This window comes from Planomonospora parontospora (assembly GCA_014647935.1).
Taxonomy (GTDB): Bacteria; Actinomycetota; Actinomycetes; order Streptosporangiales; family Streptosporangiaceae; genus Planomonospora; species Planomonospora parontospora.
The window spans coordinates 14569-41375 of sequence record BMQD01000019.1 but is presented as its reverse complement, the minus strand read 5'-3'; the positions used below and the strand labels follow the sequence as shown (position 1 = coordinate 41375).

Here is a 26807-nt window from a genome sequence, read left to right as displayed (position 1 = left end):
GGCCTCCTTCGCCCGCTCGGTGACCGGATCGGTGGTCTCGGCGGGCGGCTCGGTCACGGGGTCTCCTCCAGGTCGGCCAGGAGCAGGGCCTCCAGGCGGGCGGCGTAGTCGGACAGCGTGCGGTGCTCGAACAGCAGGCGCACCGGCACCCGCAGGTCCAGCGCGTCGCCCAGCCGGGCCGCCACCAGGGCGGCGGTCGCGGAGTGACCGCCGAGGGCGAAGAAGTCGTCGTGCGCCCCGATGCCGGAGCGGTCCAGCACGGCGGCCCACATCTCGGCCACCAGCAACTCGGCCTCGGTGCCCGGCGGCGCCTTCGGGGCCGCGCCGCCGGGCTCGGGCAGCGCGGCGCGGTCCACCTTGCCGGAGGCCGTGACGGGCAGGGCGTCCAGGACCACCCAGCGGCGGGGGACCAGGTGATCGGGGAGCCGGGCGCTCAGGGAACGCTCCAGTTCGCCGGTGTCGGTCCCGGGCGGTGCGGCGAGGTACCCGACCAGGTGGTCGCCGCCGTGCACGGTCACGACCGCGTCGGCCACGTGCTCCCGGAGCGCCGCCTCGATCTCGCCCGGCTCGATCCGGTGCCCGCGGACCTTCACCTGCCGGTCCCGGCGGCCCAGGAAGTCGAGCGTGCCGTCGGGCCGCCAGCGGGCCAGGTCGCCGGTGCGGTAGCGGCGCCCGCCCGGCGGGTCCAGCGGGTCGTCGGTGAAGGCCGCGGCGGTCGTCTCCGGCCGCCCCCGGTAGCCGCGGGCCACGCCGGCGCCGCCGATCCACAGCTCGCCGGGCGTCCCGGCGGGCAGCAGGCGGCCCGCCCGGTCCAGCACGTAGGCCCGTTCCCCGGCCAGCGGCGTGCCGATCGGCACCTGGTCGCCGACCGGGGCCGTGACCCGGGCCATGGTGGAGTAGATCGTGGTCTCGGTGGGGCCGTAGGCGTTCCACAGCTCGGAGACCCGCTCCAGCAGGTCGCCCGCGAGGGAGGGGTCGAGCACCTCGCCGATGCTGACCACCCGCACCTTCCCGCCGCGCCAGCCGGAGGCGACCAGCATGCGCAGCGTCGTCGGGGTCGCGGTCATCAGCGTGACCCCGCTCTCCTCGATCCGCCGCGCCACGGCCCGCGCGTCGAGCGCGTCGTCCCGGCCCAGCAGCTCCAGCCGCAGGCCGTGGCAGAGGCTCACCCACAGGTCGAAGCCGAACACGTCGAACGAGAACGGCGTCAGGCCGAGCATCACGTCGCCGGGCCCGATCCCCGGGGCGACCGTCATCGAGGTGGCGAACGCGGCGAGGTTGGCGTGGGTGACCTCGACGCCCTTGGGACTGCCGGTGGAGCCGGAGGTGTACAGGACGTAGGCGAGGTCGCCGGGGCCCACCCGCGGCAGGCCGCCGGAGCCGCCCTGTCCCGGTACGGCCCCGCCGGAGCCGGTCCGCTCCGATACGGGCTGCTCCGGCACGCCTCCGCCAGGCGTGGCCTGCTCCGGTACGGCCCGCTCCGGTGCGACCCGGCCGGGTACGGCCTGCGCCGACGGGAGCCAGGACAGGTCGGCGACGGTGCCGCCCAGCTCCCGGGCCGCCGCCAGCGCCTCGCCCGCCGCGGCGATGATCTTGATGTCGGCGTCGTCGACCTGGTGGCGCAGGCGCGGGGGCGGGTGGCCGGGATCGAGCGGGACGTAGGCGGCTCCGGCGAGCAGCACGCCCAGCAGCGCCGCGGGGAGGTACCGGTCGCGGGGCAGGCACACGCCCACGCAGGCGCCCGCGGCCGCCGGGCCGAGCGCTGCGGCCACCCGCCGCGCCAGACCGGTCAGCTCGCCATAGGTGAGGACGCCGCCGGCGTCGGCGACCGCCGGCGCGTCCGGGCGCCGGGCGGCCTGCTCCAGCACCGCCTCCACCACGGTCCGCGGCGCGCCGGCGGGCAGCGGCACGCCGGTCCCCGCGGCCAGCAGTGCGGCCCGCTCCTCCGCGCCGACCACCTCGAACTCCGACAGCGGCCGGTCGGGACGGGCCAGCACGTCCGCCAGCAGGCGGAGGAGGCGGTCGGTGAGGACCTCGGCCCCGGCCCGGTCCAGGTGCTCCAGGTCGTACTCGACCTGGAGCTCGGGCCCGTCCGCCGTGGCGTTGACGTAGACGATCAGCGGCGCCTGTGCGCCGCCCGCGGCCAGCTCGCCGAGCAGGTCCACGCCGACGCCCCCGCGCTCCACGGAGACGGGCACCTCGGGCGGCTGGACGGAGAGCGTGACAGGTGTCAGGACCGCGCCGGGCGGGCGCTCGACGCCGCCGGCGTCGGCCCGCTCCCGCGCGGGCAGCGCCCGGTGGTCCATCGCGCGGGCGGTCGCGGCCCCCGCCCGCCGTACCGCCTCGCGCAGCGGCAGCCCGTCCTCCAGGCGCAGCCGTACCGGCACCACGTCGACCAGCAGGCCGACCACGGACTCCAGGCCGGGGGCGGCGCGGTCGGCCACGGCGGCGCCGAGGAGGACGTCGCGCCGGTCGGTCAGCCCGGCGACCAGCATGCCGAGCACGGTCAGGTGGACGGCGAACGGGGTGGTGCCGCACTCGGCCGCGAGCTCGCCGGCCCGCGCGGCCGTCGCCGGATCGATCCGGCGCACCAGGCGCTCGCCGCGCAGCCGGCTGGGACGGTCGTCGGTGCGGGGCAGCAGCTCGTACGGCGGGACCGCCCCGGCGAGCTCCTCGGCCCAGAAGGCGCGCAGCGCCTCGGCGTCCGGGGTGGTCTCCTGCTCGCGCAGCGCGGCGTCGCCGAACTGGAGCGGCGGATCCGGCAGGGCGCCGGACAGGGTGAGCCCGTCGAGGAGCTCCCGCATGACCACCCCCAGCGACCAGCCGTCGAACGCGGTGTGGTCGGTCAGCAGCACCAGCTCCGCGCTGTCCGGCCCCGACCACAGCAGGGTGGCCCGCAGCAGCGGCGACTCCCGCGAGACGTCGAAGCCGCGGGCGACCGCGGCCCGCCGCAGTTCGCCGGCCTCCTCCTCCGAGGCCGGGCGGTGCTCGGCCAGCGGGACCGGCGACGCCGGCCGGACCTCGGCGGCTTCGCCGTCCACGATGACGGAGCGCAGCGCCTCGTGGCGGTGCACGATCCCGTCCAGCGCGGCCCGCAGCGGCTCCGCCGAGGTGAGGCCGCGCAGCCCGAGCCGGAAGGCGATGGCGGTGGCACCGGGGTTGTGGCTGACCTCGCGCAGCAGGGACATGCCGCGCTGGACGCCGGTCAGCGGATAGCGGGTCCGCCCGGCGTGGCGGACCAGCGGGGCCGTCCCGGCCGGGGCGGCCCCGGCGACGTACGGCGCCAGCTCGGCGACCGTGGGCCGGGCCAGGAACGCCGTCAGCGGGACCCGGACCCCGAACTCGTGCTCGATCCTGGCGCAGATCCTGGCGGCGGCCAGGGAGTGCCCGCCCAGGTCGAGGAAGTGGTCGTGGACGCCGACCCGCTCGACGCCGAGCACCTCGGCGGTGACGGCGGCCAGCCGCCGCTCGGTCTCGTCCCGGGCCCGCCCGGTCTCGTCGGAGGCCCGTCCGGTCTCGTCCCGGCCTCGTTCGGTCCCGCCGGGGGCGGGGGAGCCGTGCGCGGAGGGATGCCGGACCGGCGCGCCGTCCTGGACCGGGGGATCCTGGGGGGAGGAGCCCCGGGCGGGGGAGGGGAACGCCACCGCGGGCAACCGGGAGCGGTCGGCCTTCCCCGTGGGGCCCACGGGGATGGCGTCGAGGAACACGATCCTGGCGGGGATCATGTAGTCGGGCAGCCAGCCGCGCAGCCAGGACCTCAGCTCCCCGGCGTCGAGGCCGGGACCGGCCGGCTCGACGTAGGCGACCAGCCGCCGGGTGCCCTCCTCGTCGGTGGGGGCGAGCACGACGGCGTGGCCGACCAGCGGGTGGCGTACCAGCCTGCCCTGCACCTCGCCGAGCTCGACGCGGAAGCCCGCGACCTTCACCTGGTCGTCGATCCGCCCCTGGTAGAAGTGGACCCCGCCCTCCCTGCGGACCAGGTCGCCGGTGCGGTAGTGGCGCACGCCGGCGGCGTCGGCCACGAACCGCTCGGCGGTCAGCTCGGGCCGGTTCAGGTAGCCCCGTCCGACCAGCGGGCCGGCCACCCACAGCTCGCCGAGCTCGCCGTCGCCGAGCTCCGCGCCGTCGGCGTCGCGCACCGACAGCTCCGACCAGGCGTACGGCGTGCCTATCGGCGGCTCCCCCTTCTCGTCCCGGGAGATCTCGTGGGCGCAGCAGTGCACGGTGCACTCGGTCGGCCCGTACAGGTTCACCATGCGCCGCACGCCGGGGTTGGCGAAGACCCGGTCGGCCAGCGCCCGGCTCACCGGCTCGCCGCTGGACAGCACCGTGCGCACGTTCGCCGGCAGCGGCTCCCGCAGCAGCGCGGTCAGCGCCGAGGCCGCCGCGCTGATCATCGTGACCTCGTCCCTGGCGGGCAGGGTGTGCAGCGCCAGGGGGTTGTCGGCCATGATCACCGTGCCGCCCACAAGGAGGGGCAGGTAGAGCTGTGGGACCGACGGATCGAAGCAGACCGAGGTCGAGGCGAGGAAACCGGCGAGCTCCTCGGCGCCGAAGTGCCCGGAGTCCCAGCGCAGCAGAGTCATCACACTGCGGTGCTCGATCACGACGCCCTTGGGGCGGCCGGTCGATCCGGAGGTGTACATGACGTAGGCCGGATCGCCCGGGTCGCTCGGCAGCCCCGGATCACCGCACGGGCGGTGGCCGACCGTCTCCACCGGGACGAGGCCGCGCTCCGGCAGCCGCCCGGCCTGCTCCGCGGAGGCCACCGTGTGCGACACCCCGGCGTCCTCGATGACGAATCCCAGGCGGTCGGCCGGGAAGGCCGCGTCCAGCGGGACGTAGGCGGCGCCGGTCTTCCAGACCCCGAGGAGCGCCGCGATCAGCGTCTCGTCGCGGTCCAGGCACACGCCGACGGTCGAGCCCCGCCCCACTCCCCGGGAGGCGAGCTCGTGGGCGATCCGGTTGGCCAGGGCGTTCAGTTCGGCATAGGTCGTGCGGGTCGTCCCGGTGATGACCGCGGTGTGCTGCGGAGTGCGTCGTACCTGCTGCTCGAAGGCCTTGTGGACCGGTTCGAGCAGCGCGAGGCTGCCAGCCACCCTTTGCTCTCCTCTGGTATGCGGAAAAAGGGTGTACGGGGTCGTACGCGGGCAAGGGTGGCAAAAGGCGTCCGGCGGAGATAGGGCAAAGATCGCTCTGTTACCCTAAAGATATTTAGCAGAACTAATTATCTCGGGTGTCTCTCCAGGAGCGTCCGCGACGTTCCGCCGGTGCCCGCGCTCCGTGTTGCGCACTCCGGTGAGCTTGCTCCGCTTCGGCGGACTTGTTCGTGAACGCGGAAGTCCGGCGGCGGGGTATCGCGACGGCAGTGATCGAGGTCATCGAGAGCGGGCCGGAGTCCAGTTCCACGTCGTAGATGGCGACGATGTCCGGTGACATCCCGTGACGCCCGTCGGACGTCCCTGACGCGATCGACGCACTCTCGTGCCGACGTGCGAGTGCTGCCGGTGCTAGGCCTGGTCGAGGTACATCGGTGCCGGATCTCCGTAGTGCACCCGTCGAACAGCACCGGGCAGGGCTTTGGCCAGAGCCTGGGACGCCTCGACGGAACATCCGACGGTGAATTCGATCTCCTCATCGACCTCGCAGGCCAGGCACCAGGCTTGATCTTCGGGCCACACGAGGTGCGGGTCTTGACAGCCCAGCGCAGAGCCGTACCAGGCGAGAGTGGGCGCGTCGCTCAGTACTTCGACAGGGCCGGTGAAGAGCAGCATCTCCCGATTCGGAATGGCCACCCGTGGCGCTTCGGGATCCGGCGGGTGTCCGCCCCATCCCTCCCAGATCGCCGCGTATCCGCTGGAAGGCGTGGTCGTGCATGTCGCGAGAGTCGCGAGTGCCACGTGAACGGCGCGATCTTCTCCCTGCGGGTAGACGCCCTCCGCCCCATGGGCAAAGGCGATACGCACGTACACGTCGAAGCCCGGTGGGCCGTAGCGAACAAGATCCCACCACTCGACATCGGCCCGGAGCAGCCATCGAGCCGCGTCGGCATTCGGAGCGGGTCGCACCTCGGTCATGCCCTCAGTCTGTCGCAACCGCAGGCGGTAACCGAGACCGGATGGCTGCTGGGCGAAGTCGCCCGCCGCGTCGCCGCCCTGGCCCGCCACCTGGACGCCGAACTCGCCGAGGTGGACCTTGGTGAGCCCATCAACCGGGCGCTCGACACTCCGGGCCAAGCCGCGACCCAGCCGATCCCAAGTCGGGCCGGGCACGCTCGCAGACATGAACACCACCACACCGGACGCCGCCGCGACCCCCACCGCATATGCGCCTCCCGCCGGGTACACGGCCCGGCGGCCTGAGGCGGCCGACGCCGCCGCCGTCCACGGGCTTATCTCCCTGTGCGACACGCAGGTGATCGGCAAGGCCGACATGACCCTGGACGACGTCGCCGACCAGTTGAACGACCCCGCCTTCGACCGGGAGCGGGACGGCTGGCTCGTCCACGACGCCGGCGGCCGCCTCGTCGCCTGGGCCTGGGCCTGCCGGAAGGGCGCCAGCGACAACGTCGACGTCGACGTGGTGGTCCACCCCGACGCCCAGGCCCTCACCGGCGGGCTCTGGGACGCCGTGACCGAGCGGGCGCGGCGGATCACCGCCGGGCTCGGCCACGACCGCGCCGTGCTGGACATCGGCCTGTACCGGGAGGACAGCGGCAAGCGCGCCGTCGCCGCCGCCCGGGGATTCGCCCCCGCCACCAGCTTCATCCGGCTCCTCGCCGACCACGCCGGCCAGGTCGCCGAACCCGCGCCGCCCGCCGGACTGACGCTGCACGACGGCCTGACCGAGGAGGTGCGCCGCCAGGGCCACGCGGTCCAGCAGGCGGGTTTCGCCGACCACTTCGGGTTCACCCCCAAGGGGTTCGGCGAGTGGTCCGCCGACCTCGATGCTTCGGCCAGCACCGACTGGTCCCAGCTGCTGGTGGCCCGGATCGACGGTGAACCGGCCGCGATGCTGCTGGGCACCGACATGTTCGCCGGCGACGAGAACTGCGGCTACGTCCGCCAGCTCGCCGTCCTGCCCGCCCACCGCGGCCGGGGCCTGGGCCGGTTCATGCTTCGCACGGCGTTCGCCGCCGACGCGCGGCGCGGCCGGGTCGGCACCTACCTGCACGTCGACGCCAACAACAGCACCCCCGCGCTGGACCTCTACCTCTCGGTGGGCATGCGCCAGGTGCTGGCCATCGACGTGTGGCGCCGCACGGTCTGAGCCCGCCCCCTCCGGCCGGGACCGGACCCGGAAGGGACCCGGTCCCGGCCGCCCTCACGCCCTCGGACGCCGGGCCGTGCCCCCGGGCACCGGGCCGCACGGCCGGAGACCCGCACTCCCGACCCGGAGGACGCGGCCGGCGTCCGCGAGGCGCTGGACCTCGGGCACGCCGACCGGGAGGCGCCGGGTGACCGCCCCTCAGCGGCCGGGCCGTGCCCGGAGCAGCGGCAGCGCGCACGTCCCGGCGGCCAGGGCCGCGACGGCCAGAGCCGTCCCCGTCTCCGCGGCCGAGCCGCGACTCAGGTACAGCGTGCCGAACGTCGCCACCCCCAGGACCTGACCCAGCTGCGTGACCATCACGAACAGCCCGCTGGCGTCGGCGGCGTCGGAGGGCGCGACGCGGGCGAGGGCCACCGCGAGCACCGGGCTGAACGTCCCGCCCAGCCCCAGTCCGGTCACCGCCATCGCCGCCGCCAGCAACGGCTGCCCGTGCCCGCCGCCGCCCAGCGCCGCCGCCAGGCCCAGGTAGCCGAGCGAGGCCACGGCGAACGACGCCACGATCATCCGCCGGTGCAGGTGCTGGGGCACCCGACGCCAGTTGAGGCTGGCCACGGCGAAGGTGACCATCCCCGGCAGGAACGTCAGCCCGGCGGCGACCGGGCTGTCGCCCAGCCGCCCCTGCAGGTGCAGGGTGACGGCGAACAGGAAACCGCCGTAGGTCGCCATCGCCCCGAACACCGCCAGCGCCGACGCGAGCACCCCCGGCGCGCCGAACACCCGGCCCGGCACCAGCGGGGCCGCGGCCCGCCGTTCCACCAGTGCGAAGACCCCCGCCATGACCGCGCTCCCCGCCAGCGCCGCCCAGCCCCACAGCGGCCAGTGCTGCTCGTGGCCCAGCACCAGGGGGACGACCAGGAGACCGACCGTCAGGGAGAGCGTCACCAGGCCCGCCAGGTCGAGGGGGCGGCGGGCGGCGGGTGCGCCGCCCGCGGAGGGGAGCAGCCGGACGCCGGCGGCGAGCAGGACCAGGCCGATCGGCACGTTCACCAGGAACACCGGCCGCCACCCGCCGCCCAGCAGGTCGGCGGAGACCAGCACCCCGCCCAGCACCTGACCGGCGATCGCGGCCCCGGAGATCACCGCGGCGTAGAGGCTGAGCGCGCGGGCGCGGGCCGCCCCCTCGAAACCGGTCTGGATCATGCTCAGCACCTGCGGCACCATCAGGGCCGCCCCCGCCCCCTGCAGCAGCCGGAAGGCGATCAGCTGCCCGGCCGAGACGGCCAGGCCGCAGGCGAGCGAGGCGGCGGTGAACAGCGCCAGCCCCGACAGGAACAGCGGCCGCCCGCCGTACCGGCCGCCGAGGCGGGCGCCGGTGATCAGGAGCATGGCGTAGGCGACGGTATAACCGGAAATGATCATTTGGAGCCCCGAGCCGGACGTGCCGAGATCGGAACGGAGCACCGGGGAGGCGACGTTGACGATGGAGACGTCGAGGACGGCCATGAACTGCCCGGTCAGCAGGATCGTCAGCAGCCATGGCGCACGCAGGGCCGGAGTCCTGCTCGGAGTGGAGATCGCGGTCATGGCACGAGCCTGGCGGCGGGAGGATCATGGTGGTGAGAGCCTGCCGATCCTGGTACCACCGGCACCTGGCAGACCTGCCGCTCAGCGACCAGCATGGAGGGGTGACCGTGACCCAGCCCGACGCCCGGACCGATGCGTGGACCGGCGCCCGCGCCGGGGGACCGGAGAAGCCCCGCGCGGACGTCCGGCCCGGAGCGCCGGAGCGGATCCCGCCGGGGGACCGGCGCGCCGAGCTCGGCGCCTTCCTGCGCACCCGCCGCGGCCGCGTCACCCCCCAGGACGTCGGCCTGCCCCCCGGCTCGCGCCGCCGTACCCCCGGACTGCGCCGCGAGGAGGTCGCCCAGCTCGCCGGGGTCGGAGTCACCTGGTACACCTGGCTGGAGCAGGGCCGGCCGATCAACGCCAGCACGCAGGTCCTCGACGCGATCTCCCGCACCCTCCGCCTGGACCAGGCCGAGCACGAGCACCTCTACCGGCTCGCCGACGTGCCCGCGGTGGCCGAGACGGAAGGCGACCGGGGCCTGGAGCCCGAGACCCGGATCATCCTCGACCAGCTGGGGCCGCTTCCCGCCGCCGTCTACAACGCCCGCTACGACCTGATGGCCTGGAACGCCACCTACGAGCGGCTCTTCCCCGGCACGACGACGCAGCCGCCCGCCACCCGCAACGCGCTCTGGCAGCTGTTCACCACCCGCGACTGCTGCAACCCGGTGGTCAACCGGGAGGAGGAGCTGCCGCAGATGGTGGCCACCCTGCGCGCCGGGTTCGGCCGGCACCTCGGCGAACCCGCCTGGACCGAATTCGTCCGGCGGCTGTCGGCCGCCAGCCCCGACTTCGCCCGCATGTGGGCCACCCACGACGTGGCCAGGCCCGGCAGCCGGATGAAGATCTTCCAGCACTGCACCGTCGGGCTGATCCGCACCGTCTCGACCAGTCTGGCCCTGTCGTCGCCGCCCGAGGCGCGGATGGTCGTCTACACCCCGCTCGACGAGGAGAGCCGCGAGCGCATCGCCTGGCTCCGCGCGCATCCCGACGTCCCCGCGGTCGACCACACCCACTGACCGGCCGGCCGCGACCACCGGCCGGCCGATCACATCCACTGGCCGACCGGCCGGCCGACCGCGCCCGCGAGCCCGCCGGGCCGCCGCTCAGTCGGAGGCCACCCGGTGCTTGGCGAGGTGGGCCAGCACCGCCTGGTTGGCCTCCCACCCGTCGGGGAATTTCACCGGCACGCCCAGCTGCACCGGCTCCGCCGACGGGTGGGCGTCCAGCAGCTCCGGGATGCCCGCCCGCGCCACCACGATGCACGCGTGCCGGTGCCGGGAGGTGAGCACGCACAACCGCCCCGACTCCAGGTGGAACGCCGTGGCGTCCCGCCGCCCCGACAGCGGGTGCAGCACGATCGTCACGTCATACTCCCGCCCCTGCAGCCGGTTGGCGGTGTCCACCGTGATCTCCTCCGGCACCCCCGCCGCCCGGATCGCCGCCACCTGGTCGCGGTGCGCCGCCCCGATGGCGATCCGGTCGGCCGTCACCGGGTGGCTGCCGCGCTCCGAGTGCGCGACCGGCGCCCGCTGCAGCAGCCGTACGGCCAGCAGCGCCACCGCCTGGACCGCCTCGGCGTCCGTGCGGACCGTGTGCCGGCTCGGCAGCTCGTACAGCGCCCAGCCCGAACCCGCCGCCTCCTCCAGCGCCCGGTCGTAGGAGGTCCGCATACCGTCCACCGTCAGCTCCAGCGACCGGTCGGCGTGCTCCGTGCCCGCCCGGAACCCGGTGAACGGGTAGAACGCCTCCGACACCACCGGCGTCGCCGACGCCGGCAGCCGCCAGGACACCGGCAGCCGGTGCACCGGCAGGTCCGGGTTGTGCCGGAGCAGCACCGAGACCGCGCTCTGCACCGGATCCCACGACAGGCCCGCCCACCGGTCGCCGTCCACGATCGAGAACGGGTCCAGCTGCCCCGGGTCGCCCACGAACAGCGACCGCTCGAACAGCGAGGCGATGCGCAGCAGCTTGTCCGAGCGCATCTGGTACGCCTCGTCGACGATCGCCCACGGCCAGGTCCGGTCCCCGACCCAGGCCCACTTGTCGGCCGTGGCGACCACCACCGCCGGATCGCCCAGGTCCGGCAGCTTGCCCGCCACCGAGACGCCGGGGTGCGCCAGGATCCGCTGCGGCGTGACGTACCCGCTCGCCGACAGCCGGCCGATCGTCAGATCCGGATGCTCGGTCGCCAGCCGCTCCACCAGGTCGTCGACCTGCTCGTTGGTCTGCGCGACGATCATCAGCGGCTCGCCGGTCTCCGCGATGTGCCCGGCGGCCCGCACCACCAGCGTCGACTTGCCCGCCCCCGGCGGGGAGTCCACGACCACGCCGCGATGGCGCGGCAGGTCCGCCAGCACGCCCGCGACCACCCCCGCCGCCTCCTGCCGCGGGGTCAGGCCCGGCACCGGCGCGGGCGTCCGCGGCCCGGCCGGGACCGGTTCCGGGGCCGGGTCCCGCACGACCTTGAGCGTCACTCCCACTCCTCCTGCGCGTCGTCGTCACCGGGCACGTACTCCTCGGGCGGGCCGCCGTGGGTCCACGGCGTCTCCTCCGGGTCCGGGAGCGCCGCCGAGGTCTGGAAGTCGTCGGTCAGCGAGGTGTAGCAGACCCGCTCGCCCGGCTCGGGCACCGCCCCCGGAGCGGGCGTCTTCCCGCGACCCATCCCCTTGGTCACCTTGAGCACGATCTCGACCGTCCCACCGCCGGCCCCGCCCGTCCCACCGCCGGGCACCCCGCCCGCGCCGGAGACCGCGACCACCTCGACCACCTCGGCGCCGTGGCCGCGCCGCTCCGGGCTGCCCACCGCCGCGCCCGGCGCCAGCCGTACCGGATCTTCGGTGCGGACGGTGACCAGCGGCCGGAGCTTGCGCGAGCGGCCCTCGCCCTCGAAGTGCTCCGGCTCCACCGCCGTCACCACCCCGGCGAACGCCTCGCCGGTCAGCCGGTACTCCGCCATGACCAGCGGATCGTCGTAGGCCCGCTGCACGTCGTAGGAGGCCCGGGCCCGCTCCAGCCCCGCCAGCCGCGCCGCCGCGCTCACCGCCCCGTCCCGGCGCGCCTGCGGCGGGCCGCCCTCGGCGATCCGCTCGACGAACCGGGTGAACGAGCCCCGGTCGGACTCCCAGCGCCCGGCGACCCGCGAGCCCTCCGGCAGCGCGCGCAGCAGCTCCACCGAGCGCCACATCAGCCGCCACGTCGGCTCCAGCTGGGTGCGCAGCGCCTCGGCCACGCGCTCCACCGCCCGGTCCGTCGGCGCCTCCTCGTACGCCTGCACGGCGGGGGCGAGTACCTCGTTGTCGAACCCCGGATCGGTGGCCGGTCCCGCCGGGGGCCACAGCAGCGGATCCTCGGCCTCCTCGGCGGCCCGCCGCCCGGTCGTCCCGGCGGGCGGGTCGATCCAGCCCAGCAGCGCCGCCAGGTTCGCGTCCTCCAGCGCGCTCTGCCCGGTCGCCCAGTGCGTGCCCAGCGCCTCGGTGGCCGCCAGCAGCAGCGACGACCCCGGCTGCCGCGACCGGTCGGCGAAGTAGGTCAGCCAGCGCCCCAGCAGCGGCACCGACGGGTGCACCGGATACGGGCCGTCGACCCGCCGGAACCGGGTGGACCGGCCCAGCAGCCCGGTGAACTCCGCCGCCGGCCGGTTCGGCACCAGGACCTGCGGCGCCTCCAGGCACCGCTCGTACGGCTCGCCGCCCTTGCGCTCGACCGTCTCCGTCCGCTTCTGGAAACCCTCGACGTACGGCAGCAGCACCTCGGCCAGCTCGGCGGTGAACGCGAACCGCAGGTTCCGGTTGCGCGGCTGCGGCACCACCAGCAGCCGGGGGTGGTCCGGGTCGGTGCCGACCATCGCGCCGAGCGGGGCGGCGGCCTCACCGGCCATCTTCAGCGGGACGAACACCATGGGGCGGTCCGAGACGTGGCAGTGCCGGACCGTGGTGATCCGCTGCGCCACGCCCTCCCGCATCGCCCGCAGCCGCGCCAGCGCGGTGAGCGCGCTCATGCGACCTCCTCCGTCGGTCTCATGAGCGCGAGGCGGCTGTGTCTTCCGGTCCGCTCGCTGCGCTCGCTCATGCGGCCTCCTCCGTCGGTCTCATGAGCGCGAGGCGGCTGTGTCTTCCGGTCCGCTCGCTCATGCCACGCACTCCCGGCGCAGGCGGTCGGCCAGGCGGAGCAGGCGGGCGATCTCCTCCTGGCCCTCCTCCGGCTCACGCGTGCCCTCGGCCAGGCCCAGCGCCTCGTCCATCCCGGAGACGCCGCCGAGCTGGTCGCGTACCTGGCGGCCGAGCAGGTCGGTGGAACCGCAGCCGCGCGCCTCGTCCCGGCAGAACATGCACATGTCGCACGCCGCCAGGCAGTCCGGCGCGTACCGGGCCGGCACCCGGCGCAGCGCCTCGGCCAGCTCGCCCGCCGAACGGGTCGGCACGCCGTCGGCGTCCGGCTCCAGGGAGAAGGTCAGCCCTTCCGGCAGGTCCTCCAGCAGCCGGTCCACCCGGGTCATCCGGGCCAGCTGCCGCCGGAGCACCGCCAGCTGCCTGCGCACGTCCACCAGCGAGGCCACCGGGCGGTTGGCGAAGTTCTCCGGGCAGACGAGCACCACGTCGTGGGAGACCCGCTCCGGGTCGTGCCCCAGCTCCTCCATGAGCGCGCGCAGCGCCAGCACGTAGACCGCCGCCTGCCGCGCCGCCGCCGCCACCTTCTCCGGCTCGGCCTGACCGTCGATCACGGAGAACGACTTGATCTCCACCACGTGGAAGCGTCCGCCGAGCTGGAACGCCACCACGTCCGGCTCCAGGTAGGAGGTCTGCCCGGCGATCCGCAGGCTCAGCAGCGGGTGGTCGTAGAAGACCGCCGAGTCCTCGCTCTCCCGGGCCGCCCGGTCGATCAGGGCCCGGGTGTGCGAGGCCCGCAGGTGCGCGCCGACGTTCTCCACGTCTTGGTAGCCGACCTGCGCGATCGGCAGCCCCATCAGCTCGCGCAGCAGCCGCAGCAGCTCGGCGCAGCCGTTCTCCTTCACCAGCGACTCGAAGACGTTCCCGCGGGTGATCGCGAACTGCGACTGGCCGAAGGGCGCGGGGAAGCCGACGTGCCGGGCCGCGGCGTCCTTGTCGACCCCGGCGGCGTCCAGCAGCGACCGCCGGGCGCACCCGGGATTGGCGGCCAGCGCCGCGATGGCCCGGGCGTCGTGCGCGCGGGCCGGCACCGGCCCGCGCAGGTCGTCCAGCCGGCTCACCGCACGCCCCCGGAGCGGTCGTGGAGGACGGCTCCTCTGCTGCGCCCGCCGTGTCGGTCGTGTCCCCGGAGGACCTCGTGATGCCCGCCCATCAGCAGGCTCCCCTCAATGTGCTCAGTGCGGCCGCGCCGAACAGGCGCTCCACGTCGGTCAGCTGATCGCCCGCCCGCGCCGCCACCTCGGCCCGCTGGGCGGTGTCGGCGGGCAGGTGCACCTCCAGTTCGGCCCGGGCCGCCCCGACCACGGTCGCCGGGTCGGCCGGGCCGAACCCGCCCTCCACGGCCCCCGGGATGTTCTGCGCCATCCGCGAGAGCAGCCGCACCGCGCCCGGCGGGGGCTCGGCGAGCCGGGTCAGGTGCTCGGCGATGCGGACGGCGGTGGTGAGGAAGTCGACCCGCGGGCTCAGCGGCCCCACCACCCGCACCTCCAGCGGCCAGGTGCTGTCGGCCAGCAGCCCCCGGGCGGGGGAGAGGCGGTCGGTCAGCGCCGCGCACAGGTAGTACGGCCGGGCGTAGGGATCGCTGCGGAAGGAGCGCTCCTCGTCCCGGCGGAGGCTGGACAGCTGCGGGCTGCGCAGCCCGCCGGCGAAGAACGCCTCGTTGACCGCGACGACCAGTTTGGCGGCGGTCGGCACCCCCAGCAGGAGCAGCGCCTGGTGCACCTGCTCCCGGATCGGCATCAGCGCCGCGCCGGACTCGCGGAGGGCGGGGCCCGCCTCTTCCGCCGGCTTCCCGGCCTCCTCGGTGACGACCGCCTCGTCCCAGGCCCGCTCGGCCCGGCGCAGGTCCGCCCGCAGGAGCCGGGCCAGCGAGGTGTCGCGGGCCTTGACCGCCCGCCGCACCTCGGCGCGGAGCTCGGCGATCCGCTGCTCCAGCGCGTCCAGTGGTTCACTCACGGCCCGGATCGTAACAGGAGTTCCACCCGCCTCCCTTGAATTCCAGCGATTTCCAGCATTAAAGTGCAAGACATGTGGTGATATGTGGGCGAAAGGGGCATTTCATGCGCAACTTGTCGCAGGGTCGGACCGTCCACCTGCTGGACGTGGAGAACCTGGTAGGAGCCCCGCGCCCCGCCCTCGGCGAGGTCGTCACCATGATGCGCCTCTACCGTCGCCGCGTCCCCGCGGGCGGCATGGACCAGTACGTCGCCGCCGTCAACCACGGCGCCATGCTCCCCGTCGGCCTCGCGCTGGCCGGGATCCAGCTCCTGGTCCGCTCCGGCCGCGACGGCGCCGACGAGGCGCTGCGCGAGGTGATCCGCCTCGACCACCTGCACATCCGGTTCGAACGCGTGGTCATCGGCTCCGGCGACGGCGCCTTCACCGACCTCGCCGACTGGCTCCGCGGCCGCGGCGTCCAGGTCGTCGTGGTCTCCCGCCCCGGCGCTCTCAGCCGCAGGCTGCGCCGTACGGCGGGCCAGGTCATCTCCCTCGAACCGCCCCTGGACCTGGCCGCCTGACCGCCTCGCCGTGGACCCGGCCGGTCCGGGGGCCCTGAAGCCCGCCTGGTCCGGCGGTCATGAGCGGCCGAGGCCCGGTCGGCCCGGCGGTCATGAGTGGCCGAGGCCCGTCCGGTCCGGCGATCACGCGTGGTCGTGGAATCCGTCTAATCTGCATGAAATCCGTCTAATCTGGCGGTCATGAGCGCGGGGAACGCCCACTACGTCGTCGTCGACCGCGGAGGGCACCGGGTCTGGTCGCGGCGCGGCGGCGCCGCCACCTTCCACCGCGACCTGCTCTGGGGCCCCGAACGCACCCTCGGCTTCATCCGCCGGCAGCAGGGCGGCCACGCGGCCTTCTGGATGAACTCCGTGTGGTGGCGGGCCGTGGCGCTGCTCGACCTGGGCGAGCGGCGGCTCCTCGTGCACAACGAGCGTGAGATCGCCGGGTACCCCCGCACCGGCCTGAGAGAGGTCCGCGCCTGGCTCAGGATGATGGCCGCCCTGTGGCCGGGCTGGACGGTGACGTGGGTGCCGCGCGGGCTGTACCAGGTCATGGAGTATCTCGGCCTGCCGTACGACACCGTGCTCTACCTGGACGAACCGCCGTCTCCGCTGGCGGGCCAGTGGGCCCTGGCGCCCACCGAGGATGACGACCTGGCCCAGGTCGCCCCCACCCTCATCGCCGTCCGCGACGAGGGCGGCCGCCTGTCCTTCGGCGGCTGCTGGGCCAGTGGGCTGGCCGAGCCGCTGCTGGCCGGGCCCGCAGTGCTCGCCTCCGCCCAGGAGGAGGCCACCGGGTTCGCGGCGCTGGAGTCGGTCCCCTGGAACGGGGCCCTCCTGGACGTCCCCGGCCGCCGCCTGGACTGGTGGTCGCTGGACTGCCTCCTCGATCCGGCGTGGCCGGCGCACCACTGGCGCGGCTGGACGCTGACCGATCACGGAGACGCGTTCGAGGAGGTCGCCGCCCTCATCGGCTCCGAACTGCTGCTGGACACGGGCACGGACGACGACGTCCTGCGGCGGCTCACCGACTGGTTCGCCCGCGGCACCGCCGACCCCCGCGACCGCGAGCGCCTGCTCCGGATCCACCCGGCCGGCTGAGCGGAGCGGCGTACGCGATCGACGCGCCTCGGTCCTTGTTCACCGGACGTCCGCGGCGCGGAGGCTCGGACCTCGGTCACCCCCGGCGCAGTTGCAGGGTCAGCGAGCGCAGCCAGGGCCGGGCGAAGGACGGTTCCGCCGTGATCCGGCGGGCGAGGTCGTCGCGCACCCGGCGGCTGCGGCCCAGTTCCACCAGGGCGACCGCCTGGGCGAGGGCGTTCAGGGTCGCATCGTCGCGGCGCGGTACGGTGACCGCCTCGTCGGCCCAGAGGGTCCGCCGGAACGACGGGGTGAGCTTGTGCTGGTCGTCGCCGAGGTAGCTCCAGAACCGCGGTGCGACGGACACGCTCGTCACGGCCCTTCGCGGCAGAGACCCGGTCCACGGGGCGTTCTGCCACCACCGCCAGGTGTTGGGACTGGTCTTCTCCCGTGCGGTGATGCCGAGGAAGCGCAGCTTGAGGCGGATGACGTCCCAGGTCTCCCGCTCGTCGGAGATCCAGTCGCGCAGCAGGCCGTACAGGTGGGTGAAGGTGGCTCCGCCGTACACCAGGTCGGTGAAGACGATCGGGCGCCCGCGGCGGGCCAGGCCGTACGGGGTGATGCCCAGTGCGTCGAGGTTGGCCCGCAGCTGCCGGACCTCGGCGGTTCGCAGCGGGCCGTCCAGGCGGTGGGAGAAGGGCAGCAGGTGCAGCCGGTCGCGGTGCGAGGTCCGGGCAAGGGCGCCGGAGAGCAGGTCGTGGACGCTGTCGGCGGAGCGTCCGACGAAGTACAGGTCGCCGTCTGCGCTGCGGGCCACCACCTTGGCGGCGCAGCCGACCAGTTCGTCCACGTAGGGGAACCTGCTTCCGGGGTGGTCACGCAGGAGGCCGCCGAGCCGGTCGCGACGGACCAGGTCCCAGCGGAACGGCTGGTTCGGGACCGTCACAGGCCGCGCTCGCCGTGGGACTCGGCCGTCCCGTCCGGGCTCACCCGAGTCCGTGCTGCACCGCCGGGCAGCGTGCGGGCCGGTGCCGGTTCGGAGCCGTCCGCCGTGGCGCCGACGATCCGCGCGAGGTCCGGCGGCAGCGGATAGGGACGCTCGACCGGCAGGAGACCGGCCGTCTGCGCACGGGCCCGGACGGCCGCGTGGACGTCGTGGACCCGGTCGGTGACGTCGGTGATCGAGACGGTCCAGTCGTCGGCGTAGCGGTGCACGGCCTCGCCGGACAGCCCGATCTGGATGGACCGGTACGGCAGGGCGTTCAGGTGCGGGTCGCGCTCGGGGTCCCACTGGACGCGGACCGGGCTGCGGCGGAGCCGGCGTGCCCAGGCGTCGCGGCCGGCGTCGCCGGCGTCGCGTCCGGGGTGACTCGGGCAGGAGCGGGCCAGCGCCCACTCGAAGCCCTCGCGGGTGATCTCGATCGCCAGGACCCGGGACTGCCCGGGCTTGGCGGCCCAGCCGCAGCGGTACATCATCCACAGGAACGACGGCTTGATCCAGGTCATCCGCTCCCGCTTGAACGGTGGGACGAACCGCTGCGCCGCGACCGCGGGCCCGGCGATGGACGGGTCGTAGGCCTGGTAGACGGTGACGGAGTCGTCGGTGTGAACAGCACGGATCTGCCGGTAGGGCGGGGACATGCCCACCAGCGTGGCGAAACCCGTCCCGGCCGGGCAACAGGATTACCGGTCCCGGCGCGGGTCCCGCCGTACGGAGCATCCGGGTCCGCCGATGTCCGGTACGCGGCGGGCTTGTGGGAACGTCTGAGGCATGAAGGTTCTGTCTTTCAACGTGCTCGTCGGGGGCGAGGAGCGGTTCGACGAGATCCGCTCGATCGTGGCGGCCGAGCGGCCCGACCTGCTGGTGCTGCAGGAGTGCGTCGGCTGGGAGGACGGCGGGCGGCTCCGCGAGCTGGCCGGGGCGATCGGCATCCCCGCAGGGGACGAGCACCTGGTCGTCGGGACGGCGAACCGGCGGCCGAGCGGCCGGCGGTACAACGTCTGCCTGGCGTCCCGCGCGCCGATCCTGCGCCGGGCGGTGCACGCGCCGCCGTTCATGGCGCACTGCGCCGTCGAGGTGGAGCTGGCCTCCCCCGGAGGGGGCGACCCGCTGCTCGTCCTGGGCACCCACCTCGTCGCCAGCGACGAGGACGCGCGGTTGGCCGAGGCGGACGAACTGCTCCGCCTCCTCCCGCCCGAACTGCTGGCCGTGCGCGACTGCCTGCTGGTCGGCGACCTCAACGGGCTCTCCCGCCACGACCCCTACCCGGACGACCTGGCCGACCGCCTGGCCGAGGCCGGGATCGACAAGTACGGCCGGCCGCCCCGGTTCGAGGTGATGGACCGGCTGGAGAAGGCCGGCTGGGTCGACGCCCTGCGGGCCCGGCCGCGCTCGTCGCGCTGGGCCACCGCGCCCCGCGGCGGCGCCGGCGTGCTGGTCGACACGCGCAGCGACTACATCATGCTGTCGCAGCCGCTGGCCGCCCGCCTGGAATGGGCCGACGTGGTGGAGACCGGTACGGCCTCCGACCACCACGCGGTGGTGGCCCTGCTGGGCGGTCACTGACTTCGGGGGCGGGTCCGGTCTCCGGTTGCCACGCGGTGGCGGCCCTGCTGGACGGGCGGGACGGCTACCGACTGCGGGGGGCGGCCTCCTTCAGCGCCGACCGGTACACCGCGAGCGTCTCCTCGGCGGCCCGGGCCCAGCTCAACCGCTCCCGCACGAACCGCTCGCCGTTCTCGGCGAGCGCGCGGCGCAGCTCCGGGTCCGTCATGACGTCGATCACGCAGCGGGCGATGTCTCCGGGGTCGGCGGCGCGCACGAACCGCGTCGCGGGCCGCTCCGGGTCGCCGAGGAAGATCCGGGAGAACCCGTCGCCGAGGATCGTCGGCCTGGCCAGGGCCATGGCCTCGGTCGCCACCAGGCCGAACGGCTCGAACAGGGAGGGGAAGACGCAGGCGTCGGCCATCGTGTAGTACTCCAGCAGGGCCCGGCCGTCGACGAACCCGTCCGAGGTGAGGACACGCCCGCCCAGCCCGGCCTCGGCGGCGATGCGCTCGATGCCGTCCCGGTCGCCCTCCCCGACGAGGACCAGCCGCAGCCCGGGGACGGCGGCCGCGATCCGCGGCATCGCCTCCAGCAGCTGGTAGACGCCCTTCTGCCGTTCCAGGCGGCCGACGAACAGCAGGACCGGATCCCCGGCCGGGATGCCGAGCCGGGCGCGCAGGGCGGCGGCGCCCGTGCGGAGCCCGTCCCGGTCGAGGCCGGGGTCGGCGAGCACCCGCTCGAACGTGCCGCCCAGGCACACGACGTCCATCGCCGCCGGGTCCCAGCCGGCGGCGGTGAGCTGGTCGCGCACCTCCGGGGTGGCGACGACGACGCGGCGGGCGATCCGCCCCAGCCACCGCTCGACGGCGGCGAACACGCCGAGCGGATCGGTGATGCTGCGCTGCGGGGCCACGCCGTACTCGGTGGTGTGCACGTGCAGGACGACCGGCAGCCGCAGCACGTAGTGGCAGAGCAGCCCGGCGAGGAAGTTCGTCGAGTCGTGCACGGCGACCAGGTCGGGCCGCCCGCTCCGGCCCGCCCGCAGCAGCCGCAGGAAGTACCGCCAGTTGCTGGCCACGACGTTCGCCGCGAGCAGGGCGAACTCGGTCCGGCGGGTGCGGTTGAGGCGCCGCCTGCGGCCGAGCGCGCCGAGGATCCGGCCCGGGGGCCGGTACACGGTGACGGCGCCGCGCCGTTCGTGCACCGGCCGGTCACCGGTGTCGTTGAGGGTGAAGACCGCCAGCGGCCGGTGGCCGGCCAGATGCGGGACGATCTCCTCGGCGTAGCGGCCGAGCCCCGCGGTGATGTTGGGCGGGAACTGGTTGATGACGTGGACGATCTTCACGGTGCGGTCTCCTGGGAACGGGCCGCGCCCGCCGGGGCCGCCCGCCGGTACGTCCGGGTCGCGGCGGCGGCCACGAGGGCGACGAGGATGAGATTGCTCAGCGCGAACGCCACCAGCGCCCCGGCCAGGCCCTGCCAGGCGGTGAGCGCCGCCTGGCAGGCGAGCGCGACCGGCGTCCCGGCGGCCATGCAGCCGATGAGCACCTTGGCGCCGCGCACCCCGTCCATCAGCAGGACGGTGGAGTAGAGGTTGAACAGCATGTGGGCGCCCATCCCCGCGGCCGACAGCGCCATCAGGTCGAGTTCGTACGGGTACTGCTCGCCGAGCAGGAGGAAGAACACGGTGCTGCCCGCGAACGACAGGAGCACCGTGGCCGCGGCGACCGCCGGGGTGATCCTGCCGATGCGCCGCAGCAGGGCGGGCTTGTCCATGGTGGCCAGCGTCGGCAGCAGCACCAGGCCGATCCCGTCGGTGAACAGGACGCCGAACAGGCGCTTGGGGAAGCCGTTGTACACCGAGTACACGCCGACGTCGGCCGGGCCCGCCCAGTGGTTGAGGAAGATCACGTCCACCCCGAACACCAGGGCGGTGAACACGGCGAGGACGGTCACGTAGCCGCCGTGCCGGTACAGCGAGCGCGCCAGCGCCGGCGACCAGGAGCGGGGGGCGATCTCGCAGCCCGCCACGGCCGCGACGGCGAAGACGGCGTTCGTGGCGATGAGCGCGACCAGGTAGAACTCGGCGTCCCGGATGCCCAGGACGAGCAGGCAGTAGGACGAGCCGCCCAGGTAGGCGACGGCGACGGCGAACTTCAGGACGGCGGTGAGGACGTACCGCTTCAGGCCGCGCAGGAAGCTCTCGGTCAGCTGGTTGACCGTCATCGCCGCCGCCAGCGCCAGGGAGAAGCACAGCGTGCGGACGTCGACGCCGAGCAGGGCGGTCAGCGGCCCGGCGGCCAGCAGCCCGGCGCCGGTCAGGGCCGCGGTCAGTCCCAGCGCGGACAGCAGCGCCGTCGTCACCAGGGCGGGACGGTCCGGGGCCTCGGCCCGGGGCAGCTCCTGGTACATGACGTAGTGCAGGCTCATCAGCATGCCGACGGTGAGGATCGTGGCGATCGTCAGGACCACGGTGAAGTGGCCGAACGCCGCGGCGCCGATCTCCCGGGCGATGACGAGCCCGGTCGCCGCGGTCACCCCGCTGGCGGCGGCGCCCGTCACCGTCGGCCCGACCGCCCAGCCGCGGCCGTGCAGCAGCCGCGCGGCCCGGGCGCGCAGGCCTCCGGCCGTCCCGCGGGGCGTCATCGGACGGCCTCGCGGTCCGTCGTCGCGAGCGGCGCGGGCGGCGGGAACGGCACGGCCGTCACGGCGGTGCCGGATGGTCGGGACGTCACGGGTGTCATCGCCGTCACCGGACGGCCTCGCCGTACGCTGTCAGGGTGAGCTCCGCCGTGCGCGCCCAGGTGAACCGTTCGCGGACGTGCGCGGCGCCGCGTACGGCGAGCCGGGCGGCGGCCTCCGGGTCGCCGAGGCAGCGCAGCAGGGCGGCGGCCAGTTCCTCCGGTGAGTCGCGCCCGTACCGGAGAGCCCCGTCCCCGACCACCTCCGGGGAGTAGCCGGGTCCGACGACCACCGGCCGGGCCAGCGCCATCGCCTCGACGGCGACCAGCCCGAACGGCTCGTAGACGGACGGGAAGACGCACACGTCGGCGGCCAGGAAGTGCGCGAACACCTCGGAGGAGGCCAGGAACCGGTAGCCGGGGACCACGTGCCGGCCGACGCCCTCCCGCTCGATCAGCCGCGCCACCTCCGCGTTGTCCCCGGTGCGCGGGACCTGCGCGCCCAGCAGCACGATCCGCACGTCGTCGTGCTCCCGCGCCACCGCGGACGCCGCCCGGATCAGCGTGCGGACGCCCTTGTGCGGCGACAGCCGCCCGGCGAAGACGACGAGCCGCCCTCGCCCGCCGGGCAGGTGGCGGCGCCGGACCTCCGCGCGGAGCCGGTCGCGGTCGGCGCCGGGCAGCCCGGCCAGCCGTACCAGGGCGGGGTCCTCGAAGCCGTGCGGCACGACCCGGAGCCGGTCGCGCGGCCAGCCGCGGGCCGCGAGGTCGTCGCGCATGCCTTCGCTCGGCACCACGATCAGCCGCGCCGTGCGGGCCTGGAGCGTCTCGAGCGCGGCGATGCCGGCGGCCACCGGGGACCGGCGCCGGGACGGGCCGCGGTCGAACTCGCGGCTGTGGACGTGGAACACCACCGGTGCGCGGCCGAGCACCCGGCACAGGATCCCGGCGAGGCAGCCCATCCAGTCGTGCACGACGACGACCGACCCGGGCCGGCCGGCGCCCGCGCGCAGGATGCGGGCCGCGACGCGCACGTTGAACGCGATCAGCCCGGCGATCCGGGCCAGGTGCCGTACGGGCAGCGGTGTCCGCGAGTCCCCGGCGCGGCCGGCGCCGACCGTGCGGACCCGGTGCAGCGTGACGTCGCCGGCCCGTTCCGTGCGCGGGGACCGGGAGTGCGGCCCGGCGGTCCCGAACACCTCCACCGGGACGCCGGAGCGCTCCAGCGCGGCCGTCAGCCGTTCGGCGTACCGCCCGAGCCCGCCGACGACGTCGGGCGGGAGCTCGGAGCAGACGACGTGGACCCGGTGCGGCCGTTTCGTCACTCCGGGCTCCGCAGGAACGCCCGCCGCGCGAACGCGAGGTCGTCCTCGGTGTTGACGCCGCGTGCCTCGTCGGGGTCGGTGACCGGCACCACCGTCACCCGCCGGCCGCAGGACCGCGACAGGTGGGGCAGGAACGGCAGGAAGTTGACCTCGCCGGTGGCCGCCCCGGGGACGGCGCGGGCCAGGTAGTCCTCCCACGCCGCGGCCAGCCCGTCCGTGCTGAGGCAGAACACGCCGACGTCGCTGAGCCCGCCGGGGCGGCACTCGTCGCCCTCCCGGGACTGCCGCACCCGCACCAGGGCCGACCCGGCCAGCTCGTACTCGACGTACGGGTCGGGCATCGGCACCAGGGGGAGGGTGAGCCCCGGCCGCCCCGCCGGATGTTCCCGCCGGTGGGCGTGCACGACCCGGCGCACGGTCTCCGGGGACAGGTTCGCCTGGTCCCCCCAGACGACCAGGGCCGCGTCGTACGGCTCCCAGTGCGGGGCGGCGCCGAAGACGGCGTCGCCCATGCCCCTCGGCTCGTCCTGGACGCCGACCGAGACGGTGCCGCGGGCGATCTCGTCGGCCGCCAGGTCCCGGAACGGGCCCTCGCCGGCGGGGGAGACCACGACGTGCACGTGCTCCGTCCACGGCCGCAGCCGCCGGTGCAGCAGGTGCCACACGGTGACGCCGCCGGCCACCTCGATCATGATCTTCGGGATGTCGAGCCCGAGGCGGCTGCCCCGCCCGGCCGCCGGGATCACCGCGCAGACGCGCCGGTCACTCACTGTCGCCGTCCTCCGTCTCGAGCCCGGTTCTGGGCCCGGTCCTGGGTTCCGTCTCGAAACCGCCGCCGTCCTCCGCCTCCAGGAAGGACGCGATCTCCTCCAGGTCCCGCACCGCGACCGCCCCGGCGGCGGGCCCGGCCGCGTGGACCTGCAGCGTCACGAGCCCGGCGCCGACGGCGGAGGCCACCCCGTGGACGGAGTCCTCCACGGCGACGGCGCCGTCCGGGGGGACGGCCCAGTCACGGCAGGCCCGCAGGTAGAACCGGGGGTCGGGCTTGTTCCACGGGACGTCGTCGGCGGTGAGCACCCCGCGGAAGCACCCGCCCAGCGAGCAGGCCGCCAGGACCCGCTCGACCGACCCCCGGCTGCCACCGGTGACCAGGTACGGCGTGCGGCCGCGGTCGGCCAGCAGGTCGAGCAGCCGGCGGGCGCCGGGGAAGAGGGCCACCATCCCCGCATCGACGTAGCCGCGGTACAGCTCCTGCTTGCGCCGGACCAGCCGCCGGGCGACGTCGCCGGCGGCGCCCAGGCCGGCCACCACCTCGCGGGTGCCCGTCCCGGCGTGCGCGTCGTACCGGAAGGAGCCGAGCAGCTCGGGGGCGATCTCGGTGATCGCGTCACGGAATGCCGCCTCGTGGACCGGGCCGGAGTCCACGAGCGTGCCGTCGAGGTCGCAGAACCAGGCCCGCCGCCCGGCGATCGCCCTGGCCGCGGTGGCGGCGGTGGTGGCGGCGGTGGCGGTGGTGGCGATCGGGCCCGGCGCCGGGTTCATCCGGCACCCACCAGGGGCGCCTCGGCGGCGATGCCGGTCAGGGCGGAGACGGTGCGCCGGCCGCAGTGCGCGCCGGGCCGCCCGGGATCCTCCAGGTCTCCGGTGATCCAGCGCACCCCCGCCCGGCCGCCGCCGGTGACGCCCGCCGGTGCGGCGGTCCGGTGGCAGAGGACGTGGGTGACGGTGCGCCGCTCGTTGAACGGGTCCCCGAGATAGGCCAGGGTGCGGTCCACCAGGTCGGACGCGCCGAGCCCCCGGACGTCGTGGTCGTCGCGGATGTTGACGACGAAGACCTTGGCCGCGGCCCGGTTCGCCGCGATCGCGTCCGCCAGGCCCGGGGTCAGGTAGCTGGGCAGCAGCGACGAGTGCGGTGTGCCCGGGCCGTAGACGATGAGGTCGGCGTGCCGGAGCGCGTCCCGGGCCTCCGGGTTTAGCGAGATCCCGGCGCGGGCTTGGTCCAGCGTCCGCCGCAGCCGCTCGGCGGGCTGCGCCTGCAGCGCGGTCCGGGACTCCGGGACGACGGGTTCGCGGAGCAGGAACAGGTCGGTGATGGCGGCGGCGTCCTGGGGGGCGACGATGTCGGCCTCGTCCGCCAGGAGCCGGCCGTCCTCCTTGAGCGCGACCAGGAAGGCGTTCTCGCCTCCGGTCACGTTCACCAGCCGGGCCGGTGAGCCGAACGTCCGCGCGCACGAACCGACCGCGGCGTTGAAATCACCGCCCAGCCGGAGGTAGGCGCCGGCGAACACGAGGTTGCCGAGCGCGCAGTCGGAGAGGCTGAGCCCGTGCGGACGCCCGTCGAGGTGGCGCAGGAAGACGGTCAGGTCCCGCACGATCGGGGTTCGCACCTCCGGCGGCAGCATCCCGAACGTCCTCCCGCGGGCCAGCCGGTCCACGAGGCCGGCGAGGTCGTCGCGGGTGCTCCCGGCGGGCAGCCGGTGCTCCAGCACGCTCCTCAGCGCGGCCTGGCGCGGGTCGCCGCCGTCGAGGTGCAGCAGCAGGTTCTTGCGGAAGTCCGAAGGTCCCAGCATCCCGGGCAGGTAGCGCCGGAGCGCCCCGGTGGAGTGCCCGTTGTCGTAGCCGTTGATCAGCAGGGAGAGCTCGACCCCGGGGATCCGCAGCAGCCGACGCGCGATGCTGGCCCCGCCGCGCCCGCCGCTGAACAGGGCCACGGACGTGCGGCCGGAGCCGAGACCGGGGCCGGGGGAGGAGTACGGCGGGCTCATCGGACCTCCTCCGCCGCGGGCGCGTCCGGGGCGCGCAGCACGCCCCGGCGCAGCAGCCACCGCCGGTAGCCGAGGTAGCCAACGAACAGGGCGCGGTCGCGGGCCCCGCGCCAGAACCGCCACCCGCGGCTGCCCCCGCCGCGCTCGCGGTGCTCGATCGGGATCTCCACCCAGGCGTGGCCGACCTCGGCGACGCGGGCGGTGATCTCGGTCGAGCAGTTCATCCCGCCGGACTCCAGCGGCAGCGCGCGCAGCAGCGGGCCGCGCACCACCTTGAAGATCGAGTTGAAATCGCGGTAACGGGTGCGGTGCAGCAGGTTGCTGACCGCGCCGCTGGCCGCCGACCCCCACCGGTAGGCCAGGGCATCGGCCTTGTGGATCCGGGCCCCGGAGAAGGCGGTACCGTCACCGGCCTGCAGGTGGGTGAGGAACCGGTCGAGGTTGGCGATGGGGAACTGGCCGTCGGAGTCGAGCAGCACGACCCAGTCCAGCCGGGTGGCCGCGATCGCGGCGGCGATCGCGGCACCCGCGCCGCGGTTGCGGTCGAAGCCGACGACGACGAGCTCCGGGCACCGCCGCTGCAGGTCCGTCAGGATGGCGCGGGTCGCGTCGGTGCTCCCGTCGTCGCAGACGACGATCTCCCAGACGCCGACCGCCGGGTGGCTTTCGAGGTAGTCCCGCCATTCCGTCACCGCCGCCGCGATGTTGTCCGCCTCGTTGTAGGCGGGCGCCGCCACCGAGATGCCGACGGGCGCGCCGGTGACCGCACCGGTGGCAGGGCCGGCGCTCGGGTCCGTGGCCGCGCCGCCGGCGCGGGGGACGTCGTGGGCGTACGGCACGCCT

General features: G+C 75.1%; 21 protein-coding genes. 5 read left to right on the top strand and 16 right to left on the bottom strand.

Going from position 1 to position 26807, the window contains the following annotated elements; translation table 11 throughout:
- Nucleotides 1-53: 53 nt before the first annotated feature.
- Nucleotides 54-5099: a non-ribosomal peptide synthetase gene (locus IEZ07_RS26145; protein WP_191897172.1), complete on the bottom strand. Its 5046-nt coding sequence runs from the start codon at nucleotides 5097-5099 to the stop codon at nucleotides 54-56.
- 411 nt (nucleotides 5100-5510) lie between these two features.
- Complete coding sequence (locus tag IEZ07_RS26140) at nucleotides 5511-6284, bottom strand: hypothetical protein (protein WP_191897171.1); 774 nt, start codon at nucleotides 6282-6284, stop codon at nucleotides 5511-5513.
- On the opposite strand from IEZ07_RS26140, the gene IEZ07_RS26135 reads away from it, so the two are divergent.
- Nucleotides 6283-7269, top strand: a complete 987-nt coding sequence (locus IEZ07_RS26135) for a GNAT family N-acetyltransferase (RefSeq protein WP_191897170.1) — start codon at nucleotides 6283-6285, stop codon at nucleotides 7267-7269. The two genes, IEZ07_RS26140 and IEZ07_RS26135, sit on opposite strands and share 2 nt — an antisense overlap.
- A gap of 198 nt (nucleotides 7270-7467) precedes the next feature.
- Here IEZ07_RS26135 and IEZ07_RS26130 read toward each other — a convergent pair whose 3' ends face one another.
- Nucleotides 7468-8853: an MFS transporter gene (locus IEZ07_RS26130; RefSeq protein ID WP_191897169.1), complete on the bottom strand. Its 1386-nt coding sequence runs from the start codon at nucleotides 8851-8853 to the stop codon at nucleotides 7468-7470.
- Nucleotides 8854-8885: 32 nt separating this feature from the next.
- On the opposite strand from IEZ07_RS26130, the gene IEZ07_RS26125 reads away from it, so the two are divergent.
- A complete protein-coding gene (locus IEZ07_RS26125) occupies nucleotides 8886-9914 on the top strand; it encodes a helix-turn-helix transcriptional regulator (RefSeq protein WP_239320634.1) in 1029 nt (342 codons plus the stop codon).
- Between the two features lie 87 nt (nucleotides 9915-10001).
- On the opposite strand, the gene IEZ07_RS26120 is transcribed toward IEZ07_RS26125, so the two are convergent.
- The 4 genes from IEZ07_RS26120 to IEZ07_RS26105 all read right to left on the bottom strand — a co-directional run bounded on the left by IEZ07_RS26120 (nucleotide 10002) and on the right by IEZ07_RS26105 (nucleotide 15020).
- Nucleotides 10002-11372, bottom strand: a complete 1371-nt coding sequence (locus tag IEZ07_RS26120; protein ID WP_239320637.1) for an AAA family ATPase — start codon at nucleotides 11370-11372, stop codon at nucleotides 10002-10004.
- Nucleotides 11369-12895 carry a hypothetical protein gene (locus IEZ07_RS26115; protein ID WP_191897167.1) on the bottom strand — a complete coding sequence of 509 codons (1527 nt, stop codon included), beginning with the start codon at nucleotides 12893-12895 and terminating at the stop codon, nucleotides 11369-11371. The genes IEZ07_RS26120 and IEZ07_RS26115 overlap by 4 nt, the downstream gene beginning before the upstream one ends.
- Before the next feature lie 129 nt (nucleotides 12896-13024).
- Nucleotides 13025-14125 (bottom strand): hypothetical protein, encoded by a 1101-nt coding sequence (locus IEZ07_RS26110; RefSeq protein ID WP_191897166.1) that lies wholly within the window; start codon nucleotides 14123-14125, stop codon nucleotides 13025-13027.
- A gap of 91 nt (nucleotides 14126-14216) precedes the next feature.
- The gene (locus IEZ07_RS26105; protein ID WP_191897165.1) at nucleotides 14217-15020 is read right to left on the bottom strand and encodes a hypothetical protein; all 804 of its coding nucleotides are present in this window, start codon (nucleotides 15018-15020) and stop codon (nucleotides 14217-14219) included.
- 104 nt (nucleotides 15021-15124) lie between these two features.
- Between IEZ07_RS26105 and IEZ07_RS26100 the strand changes: the two genes are divergently transcribed.
- Nucleotides 15125-15583: an NYN domain-containing protein gene (locus tag IEZ07_RS26100; RefSeq protein WP_191897164.1), complete on the top strand. Its 459-nt coding sequence runs from the start codon at nucleotides 15125-15127 to the stop codon at nucleotides 15581-15583.
- 180 nt (nucleotides 15584-15763) lie between these two features.
- On the top strand, nucleotides 15764-16666 hold the full coding sequence (locus IEZ07_RS26095) for a hypothetical protein (protein ID WP_191897163.1): 903 nt from the start codon (nucleotides 15764-15766) through the stop codon (nucleotides 16664-16666).
- 76 nt (nucleotides 16667-16742) lie between these two features.
- On the opposite strand, the gene IEZ07_RS26090 is transcribed toward IEZ07_RS26095, so the two are convergent.
- Nucleotides 16743-17591, bottom strand: coding sequence for a hypothetical protein (locus IEZ07_RS26090; RefSeq protein ID WP_191897162.1), 849 nt, complete (start codon nucleotides 17589-17591; stop codon nucleotides 16743-16745).
- Nucleotides 17588-18286, bottom strand: a complete 699-nt coding sequence (locus tag IEZ07_RS26085) for a DUF4291 domain-containing protein (protein WP_191897161.1) — start codon at nucleotides 18284-18286, stop codon at nucleotides 17588-17590. The genes IEZ07_RS26090 and IEZ07_RS26085 overlap by 4 nt, the downstream gene beginning before the upstream one ends.
- Nucleotides 18287-18416: 130 nt before the next feature.
- Between IEZ07_RS26085 and IEZ07_RS26080 the strand changes: the two genes are divergently transcribed.
- Nucleotides 18417-19211, top strand: a complete 795-nt coding sequence (locus tag IEZ07_RS26080; protein ID WP_191897160.1) for an endonuclease/exonuclease/phosphatase family protein — start codon at nucleotides 18417-18419, stop codon at nucleotides 19209-19211.
- 64 nt (nucleotides 19212-19275) lie between these two features.
- Here IEZ07_RS26080 and IEZ07_RS26075 read toward each other — a convergent pair whose 3' ends face one another.
- The 7 genes from IEZ07_RS26075 to IEZ07_RS26045 form a co-directional block, all read right to left on the bottom strand.
- The gene (locus tag IEZ07_RS26075; protein WP_191897159.1) at nucleotides 19276-20538 is read right to left on the bottom strand and encodes a glycosyltransferase family 4 protein; all 1263 of its coding nucleotides are present in this window, start codon (nucleotides 20536-20538) and stop codon (nucleotides 19276-19278) included.
- Nucleotides 20535-21839, bottom strand: coding sequence for a lipopolysaccharide biosynthesis protein (locus tag IEZ07_RS26070; protein WP_191897158.1), 1305 nt, complete (start codon nucleotides 21837-21839; stop codon nucleotides 20535-20537). Before IEZ07_RS26070 ends, IEZ07_RS26075 begins: the two co-directional genes overlap by 4 nt.
- 103 nt (nucleotides 21840-21942) lie before the next feature.
- Nucleotides 21943-23199: a glycosyltransferase family 4 protein gene (locus IEZ07_RS26065; protein ID WP_191897157.1), complete on the bottom strand. Its 1257-nt coding sequence runs from the start codon at nucleotides 23197-23199 to the stop codon at nucleotides 21943-21945.
- Nucleotides 23196-23969 carry an NTP transferase domain-containing protein gene (locus IEZ07_RS26060; protein ID WP_239320640.1) on the bottom strand — a complete coding sequence of 258 codons (774 nt, stop codon included), beginning with the start codon at nucleotides 23967-23969 and terminating at the stop codon, nucleotides 23196-23198. The genes IEZ07_RS26065 and IEZ07_RS26060 overlap by 4 nt, the downstream gene beginning before the upstream one ends.
- Complete coding sequence (locus IEZ07_RS26055; protein ID WP_191897156.1) at nucleotides 23962-24741, bottom strand: HAD family hydrolase; 780 nt, start codon at nucleotides 24739-24741, stop codon at nucleotides 23962-23964. Before IEZ07_RS26055 ends, IEZ07_RS26060 begins: the two co-directional genes overlap by 8 nt.
- A complete protein-coding gene (locus IEZ07_RS26050; RefSeq protein WP_191897155.1) occupies nucleotides 24738-25964 on the bottom strand; it encodes a 2-phospho-L-lactate transferase CofD family protein in 1227 nt (408 codons plus the stop codon). The genes IEZ07_RS26055 and IEZ07_RS26050 overlap by 4 nt, the downstream gene beginning before the upstream one ends.
- Nucleotides 25961-26803 carry a glycosyltransferase family 2 protein gene (locus IEZ07_RS26045; RefSeq protein WP_191897154.1) on the bottom strand — a complete coding sequence of 281 codons (843 nt, stop codon included), beginning with the start codon at nucleotides 26801-26803 and terminating at the stop codon, nucleotides 25961-25963. Before IEZ07_RS26045 ends, IEZ07_RS26050 begins: the two co-directional genes overlap by 4 nt.
- Between the last annotated feature and the right edge of the window lie 4 nt (nucleotides 26804-26807).